General features: G+C 70.1%; 20 protein-coding genes. 11 read left to right on the top strand and 9 right to left on the bottom strand.

All coding sequences use genetic code 11. The features are described from left to right. Window positions 1-33 precede the first annotated feature (33 nt). On the bottom strand, window positions 34-1,320 hold the full coding sequence (locus tag ACFY5A_RS03395) for an Nramp family divalent metal transporter (protein ID WP_387231792.1): 1,287 nt from the start codon (window positions 1,318-1,320) through the stop codon (window positions 34-36). 87 nt (window positions 1,321-1,407) lie between these two features. Here ACFY5A_RS03395 and ACFY5A_RS03390 point away from each other — a divergent pair, with 87 nt between their 5' ends. Continuing rightward, the gene (locus tag ACFY5A_RS03390; RefSeq protein ID WP_387231790.1) at window positions 1,408-2,058 is read left to right on the top strand and encodes a TrmH family RNA methyltransferase; all 651 of its coding nucleotides are present in this window, start codon (window positions 1,408-1,410) and stop codon (window positions 2,056-2,058) included. Between the two features lie 15 nt (window positions 2,059-2,073). Here the strand turns inward: ACFY5A_RS03390 and ACFY5A_RS03385 are convergent, their stop codons facing one another. Next, window positions 2,074-2,364 (bottom strand): DUF2730 domain-containing protein, encoded by a 291-nt coding sequence (locus tag ACFY5A_RS03385; RefSeq protein WP_223585726.1) that lies wholly within the window; start codon window positions 2,362-2,364, stop codon window positions 2,074-2,076. 140 nt (window positions 2,365-2,504) lie between these two features. After that, on the bottom strand, window positions 2,505-3,827 hold the full coding sequence (locus tag ACFY5A_RS03380; protein ID WP_387231788.1) for an MATE family efflux transporter: 1,323 nt from the start codon (window positions 3,825-3,827) through the stop codon (window positions 2,505-2,507). Between the two features lie 88 nt (window positions 3,828-3,915). On the opposite strand from ACFY5A_RS03380, the gene ACFY5A_RS03375 reads away from it, so the two are divergent. Next, window positions 3,916-4,470 carry a DUF1992 domain-containing protein gene (locus ACFY5A_RS03375; RefSeq protein ID WP_387231786.1) on the top strand — a complete coding sequence of 185 codons (555 nt, stop codon included), beginning with the start codon at window positions 3,916-3,918 and terminating at the stop codon, window positions 4,468-4,470. 4 nt (window positions 4,471-4,474) lie between these two features. On the opposite strand, the gene ACFY5A_RS03370 is transcribed toward ACFY5A_RS03375, so the two are convergent. Further along, entirely contained in the window at window positions 4,475-4,948 is a 474-nt protein-coding gene (locus ACFY5A_RS03370) for a hypothetical protein (RefSeq protein WP_387231784.1), read from the bottom strand. Further along, window positions 4,945-5,376, bottom strand: a complete 432-nt coding sequence (locus ACFY5A_RS03365) for a DM13 domain-containing protein (RefSeq protein ID WP_387231782.1) — start codon at window positions 5,374-5,376, stop codon at window positions 4,945-4,947. The genes ACFY5A_RS03370 and ACFY5A_RS03365 overlap by 4 nt, the downstream gene beginning before the upstream one ends. A 146-nt stretch (window positions 5,377-5,522) precedes the next feature. Here ACFY5A_RS03365 and ACFY5A_RS03360 point away from each other — a divergent pair, with 146 nt between their 5' ends. The 5 genes from ACFY5A_RS03360 to ACFY5A_RS03340 all read left to right on the top strand — a co-directional run bounded on the left by ACFY5A_RS03360 (window position 5,523) and on the right by ACFY5A_RS03340 (window position 10,915). After that, entirely contained in the window at window positions 5,523-6,218 is a 696-nt protein-coding gene (locus tag ACFY5A_RS03360) for a response regulator transcription factor (RefSeq protein ID WP_387231780.1), read from the top strand. Further along, window positions 6,215-7,372: a sensor histidine kinase gene (locus ACFY5A_RS03355; protein WP_387231778.1), complete on the top strand. Its 1,158-nt coding sequence runs from the start codon at window positions 6,215-6,217 to the stop codon at window positions 7,370-7,372. Before ACFY5A_RS03360 ends, ACFY5A_RS03355 begins: the two co-directional genes overlap by 4 nt. A gap of 39 nt (window positions 7,373-7,411) precedes the next feature. Continuing rightward, window positions 7,412-9,376: a M13 family metallopeptidase gene (locus ACFY5A_RS03350; RefSeq protein WP_387231776.1), complete on the top strand. Its 1,965-nt coding sequence runs from the start codon at window positions 7,412-7,414 to the stop codon at window positions 9,374-9,376. A gap of 216 nt (window positions 9,377-9,592) precedes the next feature. Then, on the top strand, window positions 9,593-10,477 hold the full coding sequence (locus ACFY5A_RS03345) for a serine hydrolase (protein WP_105674378.1): 885 nt from the start codon (window positions 9,593-9,595) through the stop codon (window positions 10,475-10,477). Between the two features lie 39 nt (window positions 10,478-10,516). Beyond that, entirely contained in the window at window positions 10,517-10,915 is a 399-nt protein-coding gene (locus ACFY5A_RS03340) for a hypothetical protein (RefSeq protein ID WP_341941110.1), read from the top strand. A gap of 24 nt (window positions 10,916-10,939) precedes the next feature. On the opposite strand, the gene ACFY5A_RS03335 is transcribed toward ACFY5A_RS03340, so the two are convergent. Both ACFY5A_RS03335 and ACFY5A_RS03330 read right to left on the bottom strand, forming a co-directional pair. Further along, on the bottom strand, window positions 10,940-12,382 hold the full coding sequence (locus tag ACFY5A_RS03335) for an MFS transporter (protein WP_341941111.1): 1,443 nt from the start codon (window positions 12,380-12,382) through the stop codon (window positions 10,940-10,942). Between the two features lie 59 nt (window positions 12,383-12,441). Beyond that, entirely contained in the window at window positions 12,442-12,852 is a 411-nt protein-coding gene (locus ACFY5A_RS03330) for a VOC family protein (protein WP_387231773.1), read from the bottom strand. Between the two features lie 77 nt (window positions 12,853-12,929). Here ACFY5A_RS03330 and ACFY5A_RS03325 point away from each other — a divergent pair, with 77 nt between their 5' ends. Beyond that, window positions 12,930-13,562 (top strand): hypothetical protein, encoded by a 633-nt coding sequence (locus ACFY5A_RS03325; RefSeq protein ID WP_387231771.1) that lies wholly within the window; start codon window positions 12,930-12,932, stop codon window positions 13,560-13,562. 19 nt (window positions 13,563-13,581) lie between these two features. Beyond that, the gene (locus tag ACFY5A_RS03320) at window positions 13,582-14,271 is read left to right on the top strand and encodes a GNAT family N-acetyltransferase (RefSeq protein ID WP_387231769.1); all 690 of its coding nucleotides are present in this window, start codon (window positions 13,582-13,584) and stop codon (window positions 14,269-14,271) included. A gap of 3 nt (window positions 14,272-14,274) precedes the next feature. Here the strand turns inward: ACFY5A_RS03320 and ACFY5A_RS03315 are convergent, their stop codons facing one another. Next, window positions 14,275-15,744 (bottom strand): peptide MFS transporter, encoded by a 1,470-nt coding sequence (locus tag ACFY5A_RS03315; protein WP_387231767.1) that lies wholly within the window; start codon window positions 15,742-15,744, stop codon window positions 14,275-14,277. A gap of 140 nt (window positions 15,745-15,884) precedes the next feature. Between ACFY5A_RS03315 and ACFY5A_RS03310 the strand changes: the two genes are divergently transcribed. Next, entirely contained in the window at window positions 15,885-17,270 is a 1,386-nt protein-coding gene (locus ACFY5A_RS03310) for a glycine--tRNA ligase (RefSeq protein ID WP_387231765.1), read from the top strand. A gap of 79 nt (window positions 17,271-17,349) precedes the next feature. Here the strand turns inward: ACFY5A_RS03310 and ACFY5A_RS03305 are convergent, their stop codons facing one another. Beyond that, window positions 17,350-18,336 (bottom strand): WYL domain-containing protein, encoded by a 987-nt coding sequence (locus tag ACFY5A_RS03305; RefSeq protein WP_341941115.1) that lies wholly within the window; start codon window positions 18,334-18,336, stop codon window positions 17,350-17,352. Window positions 18,337-18,405: 69 nt separating this feature from the next. On the opposite strand from ACFY5A_RS03305, the gene ACFY5A_RS03300 reads away from it, so the two are divergent. After that, window positions 18,406-19,539 carry an epoxide hydrolase family protein gene (locus ACFY5A_RS03300; protein ID WP_341941116.1) on the top strand — a complete coding sequence of 378 codons (1,134 nt, stop codon included), beginning with the start codon at window positions 18,406-18,408 and terminating at the stop codon, window positions 19,537-19,539. The last annotated feature ends 65 nt before the right edge of the window (window positions 19,540-19,604 follow it).

Raw genomic sequence — 19,604 nt, 5'->3', positions numbered from 1 at the left:
GCTTCGAGCCTAACCGCCGTGCGCGAGCCGGACTCACGCCCCCGTGAGCACCAGCCAGAGCAGTGCGCCGTTCAGCGCGATCAGGAGCACGGATGCCGTGGCCCCCGCGGCCGTCGTCCATACGCGGTTGGCCCACGGTCCGAGGGTGCGCCGCTGCGCGGTGAGCGCCACCAGGGGGATGAGCGCGAACGGGATGCCGAACGACAGCACCACCTGGCTCAGCACCAGCGCGAGCGTCGGGTCGACCCCCGCCCACAGGATGGCGAGCGCGGGGATGAGCGTGACGAGCCGTCGGGCGAGCAGCGGCACGCGCACGTGCAGCAGACCGTGCATGATCTCCGCGCCCGCATAGGCGCCGACCGAGGTGGAGGCGAGACCGGAGGCGAGGAGCCCGACCGCGAAGAACGTCGCGACGACGGGGCCGAGGCTCGCGGCGAGGGCGGCGTGCGCTCCCTCGAGGGAGTCGGTTCCTGCGACGCCCGCGAGATTGGCCGCGGCGAGGAGGAGGATGCCGAGGTTCACCGAACCGGCGATCACCATCGCGATCGACACGTCCCAGCGGGTGGCGGTGAGCAGCCGGCGGATGCGCGAGGTCTCGGTCCGGACCGCCTCGGTCTCGGCGTGCGACGCCGCGGAGCCGAACCGGTCGCGGGCGAGGGAGGAGTGCGCGTAGATCGCGTGCGGCATGATCGTCGCGCCGAGGATGGATGCGGCGAGGAGCACCGAGCCCGTGCCCTCGAACCGGGGGACCAGTCCGCCCACGAACCCCGCCGGGTCCGGGGGTGCGACGAACACGCCGGCGACGAAGCCGATGGTGATGATCGCCATGAGGCCGATGATCACGAACTCGAAGTGGCGGGGCCCTCGACGGCTCTGCACCGCGAGCAGGACCATCGAGACCGCGCCGGTGATGAGACCGCCGAGCAGCAGCGGCACGTTGAACAGGAGGTTCAGCGCCACCGCTCCGCCGATGACCTCGGCGAGATCGGTCGCCATCGCCACGAGCTCGGCCTGCAGCCAGTACGCGCGCCGCGCCCACGGTCGACGCAGGCGGGCCCCCAGCATCTCGGGGAGGCTCTGCCCCGTGACGACGCCGAGCTTGGCGGACAGGTACTGGATGAGCCACGCCATCACGTTGCCTGCGATCACGACCCAGACCAGCAGGTACCCGTACTGGGCGCCCGCGGTCATGTTGCTCGCGACGTTGCCGGGGTCGAGGTACGCGACTCCGGCGACGAGGGCGGGCCCGAGGAGCCAGAGGCTGCGCGGAGCGGTGGTCCGTACGGCGGGGGCGTCGTCGATCGCGGAATTTTTAGGCATGCCGAAATCGTAGCGGATTTTTCGGTCCACCTAAATAGTCGGTCGTCGCGGGACGTCGACGGGCTCAGTGCCGGATAGCCTGGCGGGATGGACGAGCAGAGCGCCGAGACGCTGACAGGATCGGCGACGCAGCCGGGATACGGCGTCGGACCGTGGCCGGGTGGCGAGTCGGCGTGGCCGGCGGGGGAGCAGTACGACCCCGAGCTGCTGGCCGTCGGCGACACCCGCAACGTCGTCGACCGCTACCGCTACTGGCGTATGGAGGCGATCGTCGCCGACCTCGACACGCACCGGCATCCGTTCCACGTCGCGATCGAGAACTGGCAGCACGACATGAACATCGGCTCGATCGTGCGCAGCGCCAACGCCTTCCTCGCAGACACCGTGCACATCATCGGACGCCGCCGCTGGAACCGGCGCGGAGCCATGGTCACCGACCGTTACCAGCACGTGGTGCATCACGAGGATGTGCAGGCCTTCACCGCCTGGACCGAGGCCGAGGGCCTCCCGATCATCGCCGTCGACAACGTCGACGGCGCCGTGCCCGTCGACCACGCCGAGCTTCCCGAGCGGTGCGTGCTGCTCTTCGGGCAGGAGGGGCCGGGGCTCTCCGCCGAGGCGCTCGCCGCGGCATCCGCGCACATCGAGATCACCCAGTACGGCTCGACGAGATCGATCAACGCGAGCGCCGCGGCCGCCGTGATCATGTACGAGTGGTGCCGGAGGTACGCGGGCTGAGTCGCCTCACCGGAATCAGTCGCGGTCTATGCCGAAGGTGTTCTTCATGAGCGAGTTGACATCACGGTCGAGGGTGCGGATGTCGCCGCGCAGGGAGGCGATGTCGCCCTTCACCTCGGCGCGGAGCTCGTTCATGTCACCGCGGATCTCGGCGCGGAGTTCGTTCATGTCACCGCGGATCTCGCTGCGGAGTCCGCCGATCTCGGTGCGGATGATGCGGACGAACATCGTGGACATGATCGTCAGCATCCCGAACAGTCCGGCGGCGAAGACGCCGATCAGCGTCCAGACCTGAGGTTCGTTCATCGCGAGCACCCTCCCATTCTGTTGCGCTCACGACGAGCGTGCCAGGGATGCGCGGTACACAGATGTGACGGATTCCGGACATCCTCGAGCGTGTGGAGAAGTCGTGCGTCGGCCCCGGCTGTGGGCGAGGAGTCGGGGCCTCAGGCGTCCACCGCGACCCAGCGCCCCGACCGCACCCGCCAGCCCAGCGTGCCGAGGCGGGCGAGGAGGTAGACGCCGAAGAACGCGACTGAGAGCCAGACGAGCCCGGCGCTGCCGGCGACACCGCTCGCCGAGATGATCCACAGCGCGGGGAGGAAGGGCACGAGGTTGAGGCCGCCCGCGACCGCCAGATACCTGGCGTCGCCGGCGCCCATCAGCACGCCGTCGAGGACGAAGACCACCCCGGCGATCGGCTGTGCGACGGCGAGCACGATGAGGGCGGGCTGGACCAGGGATGCGACCTCCGGGTCGCCGGTGAACAGGATCCCGAGCACACCGGACAGCACGCCGATCGCGGCGCCGACGATCACACCGAACCAGGCGCCCCACGCGACGGTGCGCGCGAGCACGCGATGCACCCTGCGCTCGTCTCCGGCGCCGAGCTCCTTGCCGATCAGTGCCTGAGCGGCGATCGCGAGCGCATCGAGAGCGAAGGCCGCGGCCGAGAAGATCGTGAAGACGATCTGCCAGCCGGCGAGCTCCGTGGTGCCGATGCCCGTCGCGATGCCCACGGTGGCGAGCAGGGCCACCCGCAGGCTCACCGTGCGCAGGAACAGCCAACCGCCCGACCTGGCCGTGCCGCGGATGCCGTCGCGCTGCGCCCGCAGGGAGGCGCTGTGCCTCGTCGCGAGGCGGCGCACGACCAGCACGTAGGCGGCGACCATCCCCCACTGCGCGGTCACCGTGCCGACGGCCGATCCTGCGATGCCCCAGTTGAAGCCGTAGATGAAGAGGACGTTCAGCAGGGCGTTGGCGCCGAACCCGAGCCCCGCGATCCACAGCGGCGTCACCGTGTCCTGCATGCCGCGCAGCAGCCCGGTCGCGGCGAACACGATCAGCATCGCCGGCAGACCCCACATCGAGATGCGGAGGTAGTCGTCGGCCTGAGCCGCGACGGCGTCGCTCGCCCCGAACAGGGACACCAGCCAGGGGGACGACACGGCGCCGATCACGGCGAGCACGGCTCCGAGTCCGAGGGCCAGCCACATGCCGTTCACGCCCACCGAGACGGCGTCTCCCGGCGCACCAGCGCCGAACCTCCGGGCGACGGCGGGGGTGGTCGAGTAGGCGAGGAAGACCATGAGCCCGACGATCGTCTGCAGGACGGCTCCCGCGATGCCGAGCCCGGCGAGCGGCGTGGTGCCGAGGTGGCCGACGAGGGCGGCGTCGACGATGAGGAAGGCCGGCTCGGCGATCAGCGCGCCCAGCGCGGGCACCGCGAGCCGCAGGATGTCGCGGTTCAGAGAGGCGGGCCTGGTCACCCTCAGAGCCTAGGCGCTGGCGGGGACACCGTATCTCCGCGCCCTGACTGCGCGGCCGTCGTACGCTGGAGAGCAGCCGGAGGTGCACATGAGCGATCCACGAGAAGCGGCAGCGAGATATCGAGCGCGTCAGCAGAGCGGCGAGGCGGACGCGGATGCCGAGGCTGACACCGGTACGCCACCCGGAGCCGCCGCGGCGGTCGACCGGGCCGCCTACATCGAGAGCGCGATCCAGGTCGCGATCCGCCGGGGCGACTTCGACGATCTCCCGGGCGCGGGGAAGCCGATCGAGGGCCTCGGCGACCACCACGATCCCGATTGGTGGATCCGCCGGAAGATCGAGACCGAGAACCTCACGGGGCTCGGCCCTCCCGCCATCCTCCTCCGCGCCGAGGACCGCGAGCTGGACGATCAGCTCGACCTCCTCGGCCGCGAGGCCGATGTGCGCGACGTGCTCGCGGACTTCAACCGCCGTGTGCGGGAGGCGAGACGGCAGCTGCAGGGCGGCCCGCCCGTGGTCACGCAGCCGCGGGACATCGATGCGGAGGTCGTCGCGTGGGCGGAGCGCAGGGCGGCGCGCCCGATCCCCCAGGCTCCCGCGATGCCGAAGCGCCGCCGCTTCGGCATCCGACGCGGGGGCTGAGCGCTCAGTCCGGGTCCCGTCGAGAGGCGTTCCGACGTCTCCGCGACCAGCCGTCGACCCCGAACCGTCCCGCCGACGGCAGCACGAGCACGAGCGCCGACAGCAGCACCATCACGGGATACTGGGCGATCAGCTGGTCCGACGCCCAGTAGAGCATCAGCGTCCCGATCGACGCCAGCGCGACGGGTCTCGTCATCAGGCCGACGAGGAGAAGCGCGCCGAGCAGCGTCTCGAGCGCCGGTATCACCACCCCGAAGAGGCCCGCCGCGCTGTCCATCGCGCCGCCGAGGGGCGCGAACCACCAGGGCGTCCTGCTGTTGCCTGCGGTGCTCCTGGCGACGAGCTCGATATCGGCCGCGCCGAACCCCGCGCGGTACTTCAGGATTCCCTCCAGGAGCCAGAGGACCCCGACGGCGACCCTCGCCGCGCCGCCGAGCAGCGACGAGGCGAGGGCGAGGGTACGTTCGGCGCCACTCATGACAGCTTCGCGGCGCCGAACACCGCCTTGGCCTTGTCGCAGTGGATCACGACGTAGGTGTAGTCGGCGACGTCGGCGTCCTTCAGCGTGAAGGTCTGCGATGCGGTGTCGAAGGACACCGCATCGACCATCACCCCTGCCGAGACGGCGGCCTCGTCGGTCCCCTTCGTCAGGTAGACGTGCAGGTCGGGTCCCTCGTCGGAGGAGAAGTCCGACAGGACGAGCATCCCGTCTGACACCGACACCGAGCCCTTCACGGTCTTGTCGTTGAGGCCGGCGAAGTCTCCGGTCCGCTCCATCCCCATGGAGGCGCTCTGCGACATCGAGGGCTCCGGCTTCGTTCCGCTGCCGGCGCCTGGCGAGCTGCAGGCGCTGAGCGAGAGGGCGAGGGCGAGTGCCGCTGTGGCGGCGAGAGCGGTCGTGCGCATGGGATTCTCCTGTTCGCTGTGCGGCGGGTGCCGCGGCTGATTGCACTGCCGAGCACGCTACGGAGCGGGGCCGCGCGAAAGGGGAGTCCTTTCAGGATCGTAAGGAACGGGCTGGCCGTGCTCGCCCCGCGACTAGTGTCGACCGCATGGATGAGGCCGCCCGCGTCGTCGTCGTGGAGGACGACCCGACCGTCAGAGGAGCTGTCGACGCGTACCTGCGCGCCAACGGGTACGCCGTCGCCGCCTACGGCGACGGGATCGCCGCGAGGAGGGCCATCTCGGCCGGCCCTCCTGACCTCGTGATCGTCGATCGGATGCTGCCGGGCATCAGCGGCGACGAGCTCTGCCGTGAGATCCGCTCGATCTCCGACGTCCCGATCATGATGCTGACCGCGCTGGGGCAGGTGGAGGACCGCATCGACGGGCTCGAGGCCGGCGCCGACGACTACCTCGCGAAGCCGTTCTCCCTGCGCGAGCTGCTGCTGCGCGTGGGCGCGCTCGTGCGTCGCGCTCGCGTCGCGGGATCGGCGGCGGAGATCGTCGCCGGGGATTTCCGGGTCGACCCCGTGCGCCGTCGCGTGTGGGTGCGCGGGGTCGAGGTCGTCCTCACGGCGCGCGAGCACGACCTCCTCGTGTTCCTCGTCCGCAACCCGGACCGCGTGATCGGTCGCGACGAGATCCTGCGCGAGGTGTGGGGGTGGACCGTCGGCGACGGCGCCACCGTCACCGTGCACGTGCGGCGCCTCAGGGAGAAGATCGAGCCCGATCCGCAGAGTCCGCAGCACCTGCACACCGAGTGGGGCGTCGGCTACTTCTTCTCGCCGCAGGGGAGGGCGGGATGATGGCGCTCGCGGCGGGAGACGTCGCCCTCATCGTGATGACCGGCATCCTGTGCGCGGCCGTCGTGGCCGCCGTCGCGCTCCTGGCGCTCCGACTGCTGCGTCGCCGCACCACGACCGCCCAGTTCCTCGTGGTGGCGTGCGCGGGCACGGCGGCGATGACGGCATCCGTCCTCGCGATCTCGATCGAGATGTACATCTCCGTGCACGACCTGACGGTGCTCGTCGTCGTCCTCGGCGTCTCCCTCGCGCTCGCGCTCGCCGTGGGATGGATCGTCGCCCGCGCGGCGCGGTCGTCGCTCGGCAGGTTCGCCGCGTCGCTCGATCGCGTGGGCGGCGGCGACGTGGTGGAGGCGGAGCCGTCGGGGTGGATCGAGATCGACGATCTCTCCGCCCAGCTCGCGGCCGTGTCCGCGAAGGTGGAGGCGGCGAGGGCGGAGCTGGAGCAGCTGGACTCGGCGCGGCGACGGTTCTTCGCATGGATCTCGCACGATCTGCGCACGCCGCTGACGGCCGTCCGCGCGCTCGCGGAGTCGGTCGAGACGGGGGCCGCCGATGCGCCGGAGCGCTTCGCCGGAGAGGTGAGGGCGCAGGTGGAGACGATGAGCCGCATGGTCGACGATCTCTTCGAGCTGTCGAAGCTGACGGCGGGCGCGGTGCAATTGCGCACCGAGCAGGTGGGACTCCTGGACATCGTGTCGGATGCCGTCGCCGATGTCCGCGCGGCCGCCGAGCGTCGAGGGCTGCGCATCGTCGAGCGGGGGATCGCCGGTCAGGTGCTGTGGGCGGATCCGCACCAGCTGGGGCGGATCATCGGCAATCTGCTCACGAACGCCGTCGCCCACGCCCCCGCAGGGACCGACATCGTCATCACGGCGTCGGAGGGAGCCGGCCGCGGCCTGGTGCTCGGGATCCTCGACCACGGGGCGGGGGTGGCCGTCGAGGATCTGGACCGGATGTTCGACATCGGCTGGCGTGCGGATGCCGCGCGCACGACGTCCGGCGACGGTCTCGTGTCGTCCGGGTCGGGGATCGGGCTCTCGATCGCCCGCGGTCTCGCCCGCGCCCACGGCGGGGACGTCGTCGCCGAGCTGACCGCGGACGGGTTCCGCATGAACGTGCTGCTGCCGTACGGGGCGGCGCAGGAGCGGGACTGAACCGCGCCCGATGTCGGCGTCGCCGCATAGGCTGTTCGCATGACAGACGTCCTCCCCTCTGGCCTGGCCACCGAAGAGTTCAGCTCCGACATCCGTCCGCAGGATGACCTGTACCGCCACGTCAACGGCGCGTGGCTGTCCCGCACCGAGATCCCTGGCGACAAGGCGCGGTGGGGGTCCTTCCACCTCCTCGCCGAGCAGGCCGAGAAAGACGTCAGGGCCATCATCGAAGAGTCGCAGGATGCCGCCGACGGCACCCTCGCACGCAAGATCGGCGACCTGTTCGCGAGCTTCATGGACACCGACCGCATCGCCGCGGCGGACGTGACCCCGCTGGCCGACACCCTCGCCGAGATCGACGCGATCGACGGCATCCCCGCGTTCCTGCGCGTCGCGGGCGCGTACGACCGCGACGGTCGCGCCCACCTGATCGGACTGTACGTCGACGGCGACCCCGGCGACCCCGAGCGCTACGTCCCCGTGCTGCTGCAGGGGGGTCTGTCGCTGCCCGACGAGAGCTACTACCGCCTCGACACCTTCGAAGACACGCGGGCGAAGTACCGCGAGCACCTCGAGCGCCTGCTCGCTCTCGCCGGCGTCTCCGACGCAGCGTCCGAGGCGGAGCGCTCCATCGCCCTCGAGACCGAGCTCGCGGGGCACCACTGGGACAACGTGCGCAGCCGCGATGCCGTGGAGACCTACAACCTCAAGACCTGGGCCGAGCTGCAGGAGCTCGTGGGCGTCGATCTCGGCGCGTGGCGAGACGCGGTCAGCCCGTCCAACCCGGTCGCGCTCGCGGAGGCGGTCGTCTCGCAGCCCAGCTTCTTCGAGGGACTCGGCACGCTGCTGACCGACGAGCGCCTCGACGACTGGAAGGCGTGGCTGCGTGCGCAGGTCGTGCACGCGGCCGCCCCGTACCTGACCGACGACCTCGTGCAGGAGAACTTCTCCTTCTACGGCACCGAGCTGTCCGGCGTCCCGACGATCCGCGAGCGCTGGAAGCGCGGAGTGTCCGTCACCGAAGGCGCGCTGGGCGAGGCCATCGGCAAGGTCTACGTCGAGCGGCACTACCCGCCGACGGCCAAGGCCGCGATGGACGAGCTGGTCGACAACCTGATCGAGGCGTACCGGCAGAGCATCGCCGAGCTCGAGTGGATGACCGCCGAGACCCGTGAGCGCGCCCTCGCCAAGCTCGACGCCTTCACCCCGAAGATCGGACACCCCGAGGTGTGGCGCGACTACTCCTCCCTCGCGATCGACCGCGCCGACCTGTTCGGCAACGTCCGCCGCGCCGCGATCTTCGAGCACGACCGCCACATCGACAAGGTCGGTACGCCGATCGACCGCACCGAGTGGCACATGCCTCCGCAGATGGTGAACGCGTACTACAACCCGTCGATGAACGAGATCGTGTTCCCCGCGGCGATCCTGCAGTACCCCTTCTTCGACGCCTCGCGCGACGCGGCGGCGAACTACGGCGGCATCGGCGCGGTCATCGGCCACGAGATCGGCCACGGGTTCGACGACCAGGGCAGCCGCTACGACGGCGACGGCAAGCTCGAGGACTGGTGGACGGATGCCGACCGCTCGGCGTTCGAGGAGCGCACCAAGGCCCTCATCGCGCAGTACGACACGCTCGTCCCCGAGGGACTCGACGCCGAGCACCACGTCAACGGGGCGCTCACGATCGGCGAGAACATCGGCGACCTGGGCGGACTCGGCATCGCGCTGAAGGCGTACGAGCTCTCGCTCGGGGGTGCCGAGGCGCCCGTCATCGACGGGTACACCGGCGTGCAGCGACTGCTGCTGTCGTGGGGCCAGGTGTGGCAGCAGAAGAGCCGCGAGGCGGAGACGCTGCGCCTGCTCACGATCGACCCGCACTCGCCGAACGAGTTCCGCTGCAATCAGATCGTGCGCAACATCGACGCGTTCTACGAGGCGTTCGGGGTCACCTCCGACGACGCCCTGTGGCTGCCCGAGGGCGACCGCGTCACCATCTGGTGAACGCCCGCGTGCGCAGCGTCACAGACTTCTGACGCTGCGCGCGCCGCGCATGTGACGATCTGATGACCAATCTCCGGAGTTTGTGAGGGTTCCTCACTCGCGGGGGTTACGATATCCGTGCTGCGGGGGAGTGCATCCCGCGGCTTCCCGCCAATCCACCCCCCGTAAGGATCACGCGTGGGCGCTCCCGAGCCTGTCGAAGGGCCGTCGCAGGCGATGCTGCGCCGCTCTCAGCGCACCAGTCGGCGCCTGCCGCGTCGTGCCGCCGCCGGTCGGCGGTCGTTCACCTCGACGCTGCGCGCGCTGGAGGCGCTGGCGGATGCCGGGGCGCAGGTGTCGGTGCACGTCGTCGACCTCGACAGCCACGTGCACGTCCTCTCCGGAGACGACCATGTGACGATGCCCGTGGCCGGGCTGGGCGTGGTGCCCCTGCTGATCGAGGTCGCCGCGGGGTTCGAGGCCGGAACGCTCGACCCGCTCGAGATCGTCGATCGCACCGCGGTGGATCAGGTGTCGACCTCGGGGCTGTGGCGTCATCTGCACGCCCCCGCCCTGCCGCTGGAAGACCTCGCCGTGCTCGCCGCCACAGCCGGTGACCCGATCGCCGTGAACGCGCTCCTGCAGAAGGTCGGACACGATCGGGTGCGCGAGCGCATCGAATCGCTGGGGCTGCGTCGCACGGCGCTGCTCGACCGGTTCCGTGATGAGCGGGGCCCCGATGACGCCCCGCATGTGTCCGTCGGCTCGGCGCGCGAGCTCGCCGGGCTCTTCTCGGCTCTCGTGAACTCCCAGGTGGTCGATGCGGCCGTCAGCGCTCAGGTGTCGGAGTGGCTCAGCCTCAACCAGGACCTCAGCCTCGTCGCTGCGTCGACGGGCCTCGACCCGTTCGCCCATGACCACGACGCGCACGGCCTGCTCTTCATCAACAAGACCGGGCGCGATCGCGGCGTCCGCGCCGAGGCCGGAGTCCTCGCGGGGCCCCGCGCCGGCGTCGCCTATTCGCTCATCGTCTGCTTCGACGATCTCTCGATCGCGCACCGGCTGAGGGCGCACGACGCCTTCCGCGTGCTCGGCGTCGAGCTCATGGAGTACACGCACTGACGTTCGGCCGGCCACGGCATCCGCGGATAGCATCGGGAGATGCCCTACGCAGACTGGACCCCGCACCGCCGCGACGACGGCGAGCTCCTCGGATGGATCCACCCCGAGGGAGACGACTGGGTCGCCGTCGACGTGCTGGGGCGCACGGCATCCGATCCCGTCGACTGGCTGGACGCCGAAGTCGCGCTGGAGGACCGGGGGATCGCCTGGCTCGCGGACCCGTGGATGCTGGAGGGCGAAGCCGACCGCCCGCTGCGGGTGCGGATCCTCGAGGTGACACCCGACGAGGAGGGCGCTCCGGGGCGGATCGTCGTGAAGATCGACGACTTCGGCGACATGACCCGTCCGGCGACGGCGCAGTTCACGCTGGCGTGGCCGATCCCCGATCGGCTGCGTCCACCGCGCGACGGCGACCCCGACCCGCGCACGATCGGCTGATCACCGACGCACGGCAGGATCCGTTCAGCCGGGAAGTGACGGATGCCGCTCTGCCGCGCGCTGTCGCGGGATGAACAGGGAGAGCACGACGGCCACGGCTCCGGCGGCGATCGCGAGCCAGAAGCAGACGTCGAAGGCCGCGCGGGTCGGCACCGCGACGCCGTCGACCTGCACGCTCATCGCGGCGAGCACTCCGCCCATCACCGCCGAGGCGCTGGACGTGCCGACCGAGCGGAACAGCGCGTTCAGTCCGTTCGAGGCGCCGGTCTCGTTGGCGGGCACGGAGCGCATGATGATCATCGGCATGGCCGCGAACGTGAAGCCGATGCCCACGCCGATGAGGATGTTCGCGACGAAGATGTGCCAGACCTCGCTCGACCACAGCAGCACGAAGACGTAGGCGAGCACGATCGCGACGGCGCCGACGGTGAAGAGCGGGCGAGGTCCGACGGTGCGTTCGAGCCAGCCGGACAGCGGGGAGATGACCATCATCACGAGACCGGCCGGCATGATCACGAGAGACGCCGCCACCATGTCGAGCCCGAACCCCGAGCCGGAGCCGACCGGCATCTCGAGAAGCTGGGGGAACGTCACGTTCGAGGCGAACAGCGCGAAGCCCATGCCGATCGCGGCGATGTTCGTGAACAGCACCGCCGGGCGGGCGGCGACGCGGAGGTCGAGCAGCGGATCCTTCGTGCGCAGCTGGTACCAGCCCCAGAGGAGCAGTACCAGGACGCCCCCGATGATGCAGGTGAGGGTGAGCGGCGCCGTCCATCCCCACTGCGCGCCGCGGGAGACGAAGAGGAGGATGCCGGTCAACCCGATCGCGAGCCCGACGGCGCCGAGGACGTCGAGTCGACCGGGGAAGCGGAGCACGTCCTGGGGGACCGTGACGAGGACGAGCACGAGGCCGATGGCGCCGAGCGCGGCGGCGAGCCAGAACAGCCAGTGCCAGTCGGCGTTCTCGGCGAGGACCGCGGCGACGGGCATCCCGATCGCGCCGCCCACTCCCATCGTCGCGCTCATCAGAGCCACGGCGGTGCCGAGTCGCTCGGGTGGCAGCGCATCGCGCATGACGGCGATGCCGAGCGGGACGACCCCCGTCACGGCGCCCTGCAGGGCGCGGCCGATGATGACTCCGACGATCGACCCGGACAGGGCGGCGATCGTGGAGCCGATGATGAGGAGGGCGAGCAGCACGATGATGACCCGACGCTTGCCGTACATGTCGCCCAGGCGGCCGGAGATCGGCGTGGCGACGGCGGCGACCAGCAGCGTGATCGTGACGACCCACGTCGTGTCCTCGCGAGAGGAGTTCAGCAGGTGCGGAAGCTCGGCCTGCAGCGGGACGACGAGCGTGAACATGAAGGACGAGCAGAGTCCGGCGAAAGCCAGCACCGCGACGATCGCCCACTTGGGCGGTGTGCGGGAGAGACGTTTTCGCGCGCGGTCGTCGTTCTCTCCCATCGGCTCAGGCTATCGGCGTTCGGCGGGGGCGAGGCGCGTCGTGAGCGAATCCGTCGCGGTCATTCCGGAAGCACGAACGCCCCCGTCTCGCCGGGGTTGACCGCGATCTCCCAGCGGAAGCCGTCGGGGTCGGTGAAGTAGCCGGAGTAGCCGCCCCACACCCGCTGCTGCCCGCGGCTCACCGGGGCGCCGAGAAGCGCGGCCTCGGCGAGCACATCGTCGACCTCGGCGGGCGTGGCGAGGTTGTGCGCGAGGGTGATCGGGGCGACCCCCGCGGCCGGGGCCTCGCCGATCTCGGCGGTGAAGCCCTCGACCGACCACAGCGAGAGGATCACCTTCTCCGCGACCGGGAACATGAGGACGTCGTCTCCGGCGAAGATCGGCTTCCAGCCGAGCCCGTCGACGTAGAACGCCCTGCTGCGGGCGAGATCGGCGACGGCGAGGGTGATGAAGCTGACGCGCTGTTGCATGACACGAGTGTCGCACCGGCATCCGACATCCGCCTGTCGTGTGTGGTCCGACGCTCGACGCGTGCTTGCATGTGGGGATGAGCGCAGACATCGAGCAGCATCCCGCGGACACCCCCTTCCACCGGCGCCTCGTCTACGGCGAGCGGCCCGACGGATCGTGGATGACGCAGGGCCCGGCCGGTGCGTACGAGTCCGTCGTCATGCGCCCGCTCGAGCCGATGCTCGTTCCCGAGAAGCCGCGCAGCGGCGAACTCGATCCGGAGAACTGCGGGAGCTGCAAGGCAGACGAGCACACGATCTGGCACGACGACCTGTGGCAGGTGCGCGCGGGCTGGGAGCCGGGTGGTCTGCCGTTCATCGGCGCCATCTCTCCGCGCGATCACTGGCTGCTGGAGGACGCCCCCGTCGAGGTGCTCGCCGCGCTCGGGCCTCTCCTGCAGCGCATCTCAGAGGCCGTCAAGAGCATCCCCGGTGTCGCGCGGTGCCACTTCAGCCGCTTCAACGACGGCTCGGCGCATCTCCACCTGTGGGCGTTCGCCCGACCGGAGGGCATGATGCAGGGGCGCGGCGCCGTGCTCTCGTACTGGGACGGCATGCTCCCGGAGATGAGCGTCGAGATGATGGAGGAGTTCCTCGACATCGTCTCGGAGGCGCTCGCGGCGGGTGGCGGCACAGCCTTCCCGCGGGGCGCGGTTCCGCGAACCGCGTGAGAGGGGGCAGACTGGACCCGTGCGCAGCATCCGTGATCTCGACACCGTTGAACTCATCATCGACGCCCAGGGCCTGCTGGACTCCATCAGGGGCCCCGAACGCGTCGTCGACGCGGGCACTCTGCGTGCCCTGCAGCAGTCCGGCAACTACGTCGTCGGCCTCTTCGACGGCGACGGCGACGAGGAGCGCATGATCGGAGCATCCATCGCCTTCTTCGGCGAGCCCGGTCGGCGCGCGATGCACTCCCACATCACAGCGCTCGTTCCGGAGTACCGCGGTCGTGGGTGGGGGCGCGAGCTCAAGGAGCATCAGCGCCAGTGGGCCTTCTCGCGCGATGTGGGCCGCATCACCTGGACGTTCGATCCGCTGGTCGCGCGCAACGCGCACTTCTTCCTGACCGTCCTCGGCGCCCGTGCGACCGGGTACTCGGTCAACGTGTACGGCATCTTCGGCGGAGGAGACGCGGGCGACGAGAGCGACCGCCTCGACGTCGAGTGGGCGCTCGCCGACATCGCCCGGCCGCCGGCCGCCGAGACCGTCGTCGAGACGCTGGCGATCCCCGCCGACATCGAGGGGCTGCGCGAGTCCGACCCCGCCGCGGCGCACGAGTGGCGTCTGCGTCTGCGCACCGAGATGGAGGCCCTGCTCGGCCGCGGTCTGCGCCTTGCGGGCTTCGACGTCGAGCGCGGCTACCTCTTCACCGCGTAGGGCTCAGCTGCCGCCCTTCATGAGCCGCAGCACGGGCTTCACCGCGAGCAGCAGTCCGAGTCCGACGACGATCGCGATGCCGCCGAGGATCGAGAAGTAGGGCACCTCGTCGCTCGGGTCGTAGAACTGGACGAGCCATCCCGAGATCGCCGTGCCCAGCGCGATCGACAGGAAGAACAGCGCGACCATCTGCGTGTGGAACGCCGCGGGGGCGAGCTTGGTGGCCACCGAGAGCCCGACGGGAGAGATCAGCAGTTCCGCGACGGTGAACACGAACAGGATGCCGACGATCGCGAGCAGCGGCGTGGAGTTCTCGCCGCCCCCGGCGAACGGGAGGAACAGCAGGAACGCGGCGCCCATCACGATCGCCCCGAGCGCGAACTTCACGGGCGTGGAGGGCTGGCGGCTGCCGAGGCGCGTCCAGATCACGGCGAAGACGCCGGACAGGATGATGATGAACACCGGGTTGATCGACTGCACCCACGACACCGGCATCTCCCAGCCGAAGAGCGAGCGGTCGAGCCTCTTGTCGGAGTACACCGTGAGCACCGTGAACTGCTGCTGGTACAGCGACCAGAAGGCGACGCTCGTGACGAAGAGGGGGAGGAACGCCCAGACGCGCGACCGCTCCGTCCCGTCGATGCGGCGGCTGCCGAGGATCACGGCGAAGTACGCGACCGCGGCGATGATCGTGCCGAAGATCACGATCGTCGCGAGGTTGTCCGGCCGGATCGCGCCCACCAGCACCAGCACGACGACGAGCAGGATGCCGGCGCCGCCGATGATCCACATCAGCGGGTAGCGCGAGGCGGGGAGCGGATTCGGCACGTGCCTGGCCGCGTCGGGGAGCTTCCGGCGTCCGAAGGAGTACTGCACGAGACCGAGGGTCATGCCGATGGCCGCGAGGCCGAAGCCGAAGTGGAAGCCGAGCGACGACTGCAGGATGCCGGTGAGGATCGGGCCCATGAAGGCGCCCAGGTTGATGCCCAGGTAGAAGAGGGAGAACCCGGCATCCCGTCGGGGATCCTCCGCGCTGTACAGGCTGCCGACGACGGACGTGGCGTTCGCCTTGAGCCCGCCGGAGCCGAGCGCGACGAGGACGAGGCCGACCCCCACGCCGAGCACGCCGGGGAGCGCGGCGAGCGCGATGTGTCCCGCGACGATGACGATCGCGCTGAGGAACAGCACGCGCTCGGAGCCGAGCAGGCGGTCGGCGACCCAGGCGCCGAGGATCGTCGACAGGTAGACCGATCCTCCGTAGGCGCCGACGATGCCGCCGGCGACCGCCTCGGGGATGCCGAGACCGCCCTGCGTCGCCGAGTAGTACAGGTAGATGAGCAGGATGCCCTGCATGCCGTAGAAGCTGAACCGCTCCCACATCTCCACGCCGAAGATGTGCACCAGCGCCCAGGGCTGGCCGAAGAAGCGGGTGTCCTCACGGCTGTTCTCGTCGGTCTGCTCTGCGGCGCTCATCCCTCGACGGTACTCCGAGCTCAGAAGCGAGTGCACGCCGGTGGTGGCGAACACGTAAGGATGGAGCGGCGAACACGCACGGATAGAATGGAGTGCCCGTGTTCACGGGCGTCCTCCCGCATCCGACCATTGGAGCCACCGTGGCCGAACAGTCCCGTCTTGACAAGGTCATCGCCCTCGCCCGCCACCGCGGGTTCGTCTTCCAGGCGGGTGAGATCTACGGCGGTTCGCGTTCCGCGTGGGACTACGGACCCCTCGGCACGGAGCTCAAGGAGAACATCCGCCGGCAGTGGTGGCAGACCTTCGTGCGCGGCCGCGGCGACATGGTCGGTCTCGACTCCAGCATCATCCTGCCCAAGCGCGTGTGGGAGGCCTCCGGCCACGTCGCGACCTTCACCGACCCGTTGGTCGAGTGCCTCAGCTGCCACAAGCGCTTCCGTGCCGACAACCTCATCGAGGACTTCGAGGCGCGCAAGGGCCGCAAGGCCGAGAACGGCCTCGCCGACGTGCCCTGCCCCAACTGCGGCACCAAGGGCCAGTACACCGAGCCGAAGGCGTTCTCCGGCCTCGTGAAGACGTACCTCGGCGTCGTCGACGACGAGACGGGGCTGTACTTCCTGCGCCCCGAGACGGCCCAGGGCATCTTCGTGAACTTCTCCAACGTGCTCACCGCCTCGCGCAAGAAGCCGCCGTTCGGCATCGGCCAGGTCGGCAAGGCGTTCCGCAACGAGATCACGCCCGGCAACTTCATCTTCCGCACGCGGGAGTTCGAGCAGATGGAGATCGAGTACTTCACGCCGCCCGCCGAGGCGCAGGAGTGGTTCGAGCACTGGGTCGAGGCCTGCTGGGACTGGTTCATCGATCTGGGCATCGACGCCGACAACATGCGCCGTTTCGACGTGCCCGAGGAGGACCGCGCGCACTACTCCGCCGGCACCATCGACGTCGAGTACCGCTTCGGCTTCCAGGGCAAGGAGTGGGGCGAGCTCATGGGCGTCGCCAACCGCACCGACTACGACCTGTCGAGCCACAGCGAGGCCTCGGGCTCGTCGCTGTCGTACTTCGACCAGGCGTCCGGCGAGCGGTACACCCCGTACGTCATCGAGCCGTCGTTCGGCCTCACCCGCGCGATGATGGCCTTCCTCGTCGACGCCTACGTCGAGGAGGAGGTGCCGAACGCCAAGGGCGGCACCGATGTGCGCACCGTGCTGCGCCTCGACCCTCGCCTGGCTCCGGTCAAGGTCGCCGTGCTGCCGCTGAGCCGCAACGAGAACCTGTCGCCGTTGGCCCGCGAGGTCGCCGCGACGCTGCGCAGCTCCTGGTCGGTCGACTTCGACGACGCCGGCGCCATCGGCCGCCGCTACCGTCGACAGGACGAGATCGGCACGCCGTTCTGCGTCACGATCGACTTCGACTCCCTCGACGACCGCGCCGTCACGGTGCGCGACCGCGACACCATGGCACAGGAGCGCATCTCGATCGACGAGCTGCACCAGTACCTCGCGGAGCGCCTCAAGGGCGCCTGAGCATCCTCGTCGGGGTCGCCGCGACCCCCGCCCGTCCCGAGACCCCCACCTGCGTTCACCGCAGGCGGGGGTCTCGTCGTCACGCCGGGGCGTCGACGGCAGGCGGCTTCGGAGAACCCGCGACCGCACGGGCGTAGCGCTCCGAGAGCAACTGGAGGCGCGGGATCAGCTCCGGCGGACTCTCGACCGTGAAGTCCATCATCAGCATCCCGATGTAGGTCGCGACCGTGTCGAGGCTGTCGGCGCCGGTGACGAGGATGCAGTGGCTGTCGTCGACCGGCTCCACGACGCCGACCGCGGCGTGGATGCGGTCGAGCACCGCCTCGGCCGGCGCGTCGATGCGGAGTCGGGCGTGCACGATCCAGCCGCTCACCGCGATGGTGCGCATCGCGAACGCGGTGTAGTCGCCGCCCGGCAGCGGCTGCGGGGAGAAGCGGCGGTGCGTCGCCATCCGCAGGCGCATCCGGTCGACGCGGTACGTGCTCCACTCGCCCGACTGTGGATCGCGCGCCACGAGGTACCAGCGTCGGTGCCAGGTGAGCAGGCGGTAAGGCTCGACCAGGACCGGCGTGTCGTCGAGGTCGAAGCGCAGCCACTCCTCGTCGCGGATCGCGCGGGCGATGGCCTGCAGCGCCGCGGCGTCGATCTCGGGGTCGGGAGCATCCGTGTCGTTGTTCTCCGGCGCCCTGTCGACGCTCGACCGCAGTGCATCGACGGTCGGGCGCAGGTGCGAGGGCAGCACCTGCTCGAGCTTGGCCAGCGCGCGGGCGCCGGACTCCGCGACCCCGGCGATCCCGGCTGCCGCGCGCAGCCCCACGGTCACCGCGACGGCCTCCTCGTCGTCGAGCAGCAGCGGGGGGAGCTTGCCGCCGGCGCCGAGCCGGTATCCGCCCAGGGAGCCGCGCGTCGCATCGACGGGGTACCCGAGCTCGCGCAGACGATCGATATCGTGACGGATGGTGCGCGTCGAGACGCCGAGTCGGGAGGCGAGCGTGCGTCCGGAGCGCTCCGGCTCGGCCTGCAGCAGAGCCAGGAGTGCGAGCAGACGGGCGGTCGGATCGGCCACAGAGATCCTCCGAAAAGAAGTTCTTCCATTAGGAACGAATCCAGCCTAATGCGTTCTTACAGTCGAGATATGGAAAACAACACCCTCTCCCTCAGCCCCTTCACCGTCACCGTCTCCGCCGCCGAGGTGGCCGATCTCCACGACCGGCTCTCCCGCACGCGCCTTCCCCAGCCGTCGCCCACGGACGACTGGGACGCAGGAACGCCCAACTCCTACCTCCGCGACGCCGTCGCCGCCTGGCGGGCGTTCGACTGGGAGGCCGCGCAGGAGCGGATCAACTCCTTCCCGCACTTCACGACCGAGATCGACGGACAGCGCATCCACTTCATCCACGTCCGCTCCGCTCACGAGGGCGCGACCCCGCTCCTCCTCGCGCACACCTACCCCGGCTCCGCCGTCGACTACCTCGAGCTGATCGACCTGCTCGTCGACCCGGTCGCTCACGGCGGACGCGCCGAGGACGCGTTCGACGTCGTCATCCCGGACGCCCCCGGATACGGGTTCTCCCAGCCGCTGTCCGCCGCAGGATGGACGACGGCGCGGGTCGCCGCGGCCTACGACACGCTCATGCGCGGCCTCGGCTACGACAGCTACGGCATCCACGGCTCGGACAACGGGGCGATGGTCGCCCGAGAGCTCGGCCTGCTGAACCCCGAGGGCTTCCTCGGACTCCACGTGCTGCAGCTGTTCTCGTTCCCCTCCGGTGACCCGAGCGAGTTCGAGCGTCTGGAGCCGCAGGACTACGCGGGGCTCGAGCACATGCAGTGGTTCCAGTCGGTCGGCGGCTACAACACCATGAACGCGTCCCGGCCGCAGACGGTGTCGGTCGGCATCAGCGACTCTCCCGTCGGTCTGCTCGCCTACAGCGAGCTGTTCAACTCCTTCGGCAACGGCACCTCCCTCGTGCCGCTGGAGAAGATCCTGCTCGAAGTCAGCGTGAACTGGTTCGCGAACGCGGCATCCGGCATGTCCCGCAGCTACCTGGAGAACGCACGCGCCGAGGCATCGGATGCCGTCAACGCGGCGCCGACCGGAGTCGCGGTGTTCGCCGACGACTTCCAGACGATCCGGGTGTTCGCCGAGCGCGACAACTCGAACATCGTGCACTGGAGCCGCTTCGACGAGGGCGGGCACTTCGCAGCCCTGGAGCGTCCGGACGTGCTGGCCGGAGACATCCGCGCCTTCTTCGCAGGACTGCGCTGATCATCGACCTGACGCCGAGACCCCCGCGTAGCCGTTCGGTACGCGGGGGTCTCGGCGTCGGATGC

Source organism: Microbacterium sp. NPDC012755 (genome assembly GCF_042901325.1).
GTDB classification, from domain to species: Bacteria; Actinomycetota; Actinomycetes; order Actinomycetales; family Microbacteriaceae; genus Microbacterium; species Microbacterium natoriense.
The sequence above is the reverse complement of the archived record's forward strand: the minus strand, read 5'-3'. Positions and strand labels throughout refer to the sequence as shown.

Coding starts and splice junctions, on each gene's coding strand:
- ACFY5A_RS03395 (WP_387231792.1), bottom strand. CDS start 1,320: ATGCCTAAAAATTCCGCGATCGACGACGCCCCCGCCGTACGGACCACC.
- ACFY5A_RS03390 (WP_387231790.1), top strand. CDS start 1,408: ATGGACGAGCAGAGCGCCGAGACGCTGACAGGATCGGCGACGCAGCCG.
- ACFY5A_RS03385 (WP_223585726.1), bottom strand. CDS start 2,364: ATGAACGAACCTCAGGTCTGGACGCTGATCGGCGTCTTCGCCGCCGGA.
- ACFY5A_RS03375 (WP_387231786.1), top strand. CDS start 3,916: ATGAGCGATCCACGAGAAGCGGCAGCGAGATATCGAGCGCGTCAGCAG.
- ACFY5A_RS03370 (WP_387231784.1), bottom strand. CDS start 4,948: ATGAGTGGCGCCGAACGTACCCTCGCCCTCGCCTCGTCGCTGCTCGGC.
- ACFY5A_RS03365 (WP_387231782.1), bottom strand. CDS start 5,376: ATGCGCACGACCGCTCTCGCCGCCACAGCGGCACTCGCCCTCGCCCTC.
- ACFY5A_RS03360 (WP_387231780.1), top strand. CDS start 5,523: ATGGATGAGGCCGCCCGCGTCGTCGTCGTGGAGGACGACCCGACCGTC.
- ACFY5A_RS03355 (WP_387231778.1), top strand. CDS start 6,215: ATGATGGCGCTCGCGGCGGGAGACGTCGCCCTCATCGTGATGACCGGC.
- ACFY5A_RS03350 (WP_387231776.1), top strand. CDS start 7,412: ATGACAGACGTCCTCCCCTCTGGCCTGGCCACCGAAGAGTTCAGCTCC.
- ACFY5A_RS03345 (WP_105674378.1), top strand. CDS start 9,593: ATGCTGCGCCGCTCTCAGCGCACCAGTCGGCGCCTGCCGCGTCGTGCC.
- ACFY5A_RS03340 (WP_341941110.1), top strand. CDS start 10,517: ATGCCCTACGCAGACTGGACCCCGCACCGCCGCGACGACGGCGAGCTC.
- ACFY5A_RS03335 (WP_341941111.1), bottom strand. CDS start 12,382: ATGGGAGAGAACGACGACCGCGCGCGAAAACGTCTCTCCCGCACACCG.
- ACFY5A_RS03330 (WP_387231773.1), bottom strand. CDS start 12,852: ATGCAACAGCGCGTCAGCTTCATCACCCTCGCCGTCGCCGATCTCGCC.
- ACFY5A_RS03325 (WP_387231771.1), top strand. CDS start 12,930: ATGAGCGCAGACATCGAGCAGCATCCCGCGGACACCCCCTTCCACCGG.
- ACFY5A_RS03315 (WP_387231767.1), bottom strand. CDS start 15,744: ATGAGCGCCGCAGAGCAGACCGACGAGAACAGCCGTGAGGACACCCGC.
- ACFY5A_RS03300 (WP_341941116.1), top strand. CDS start 18,406: ATGGAAAACAACACCCTCTCCCTCAGCCCCTTCACCGTCACCGTCTCC.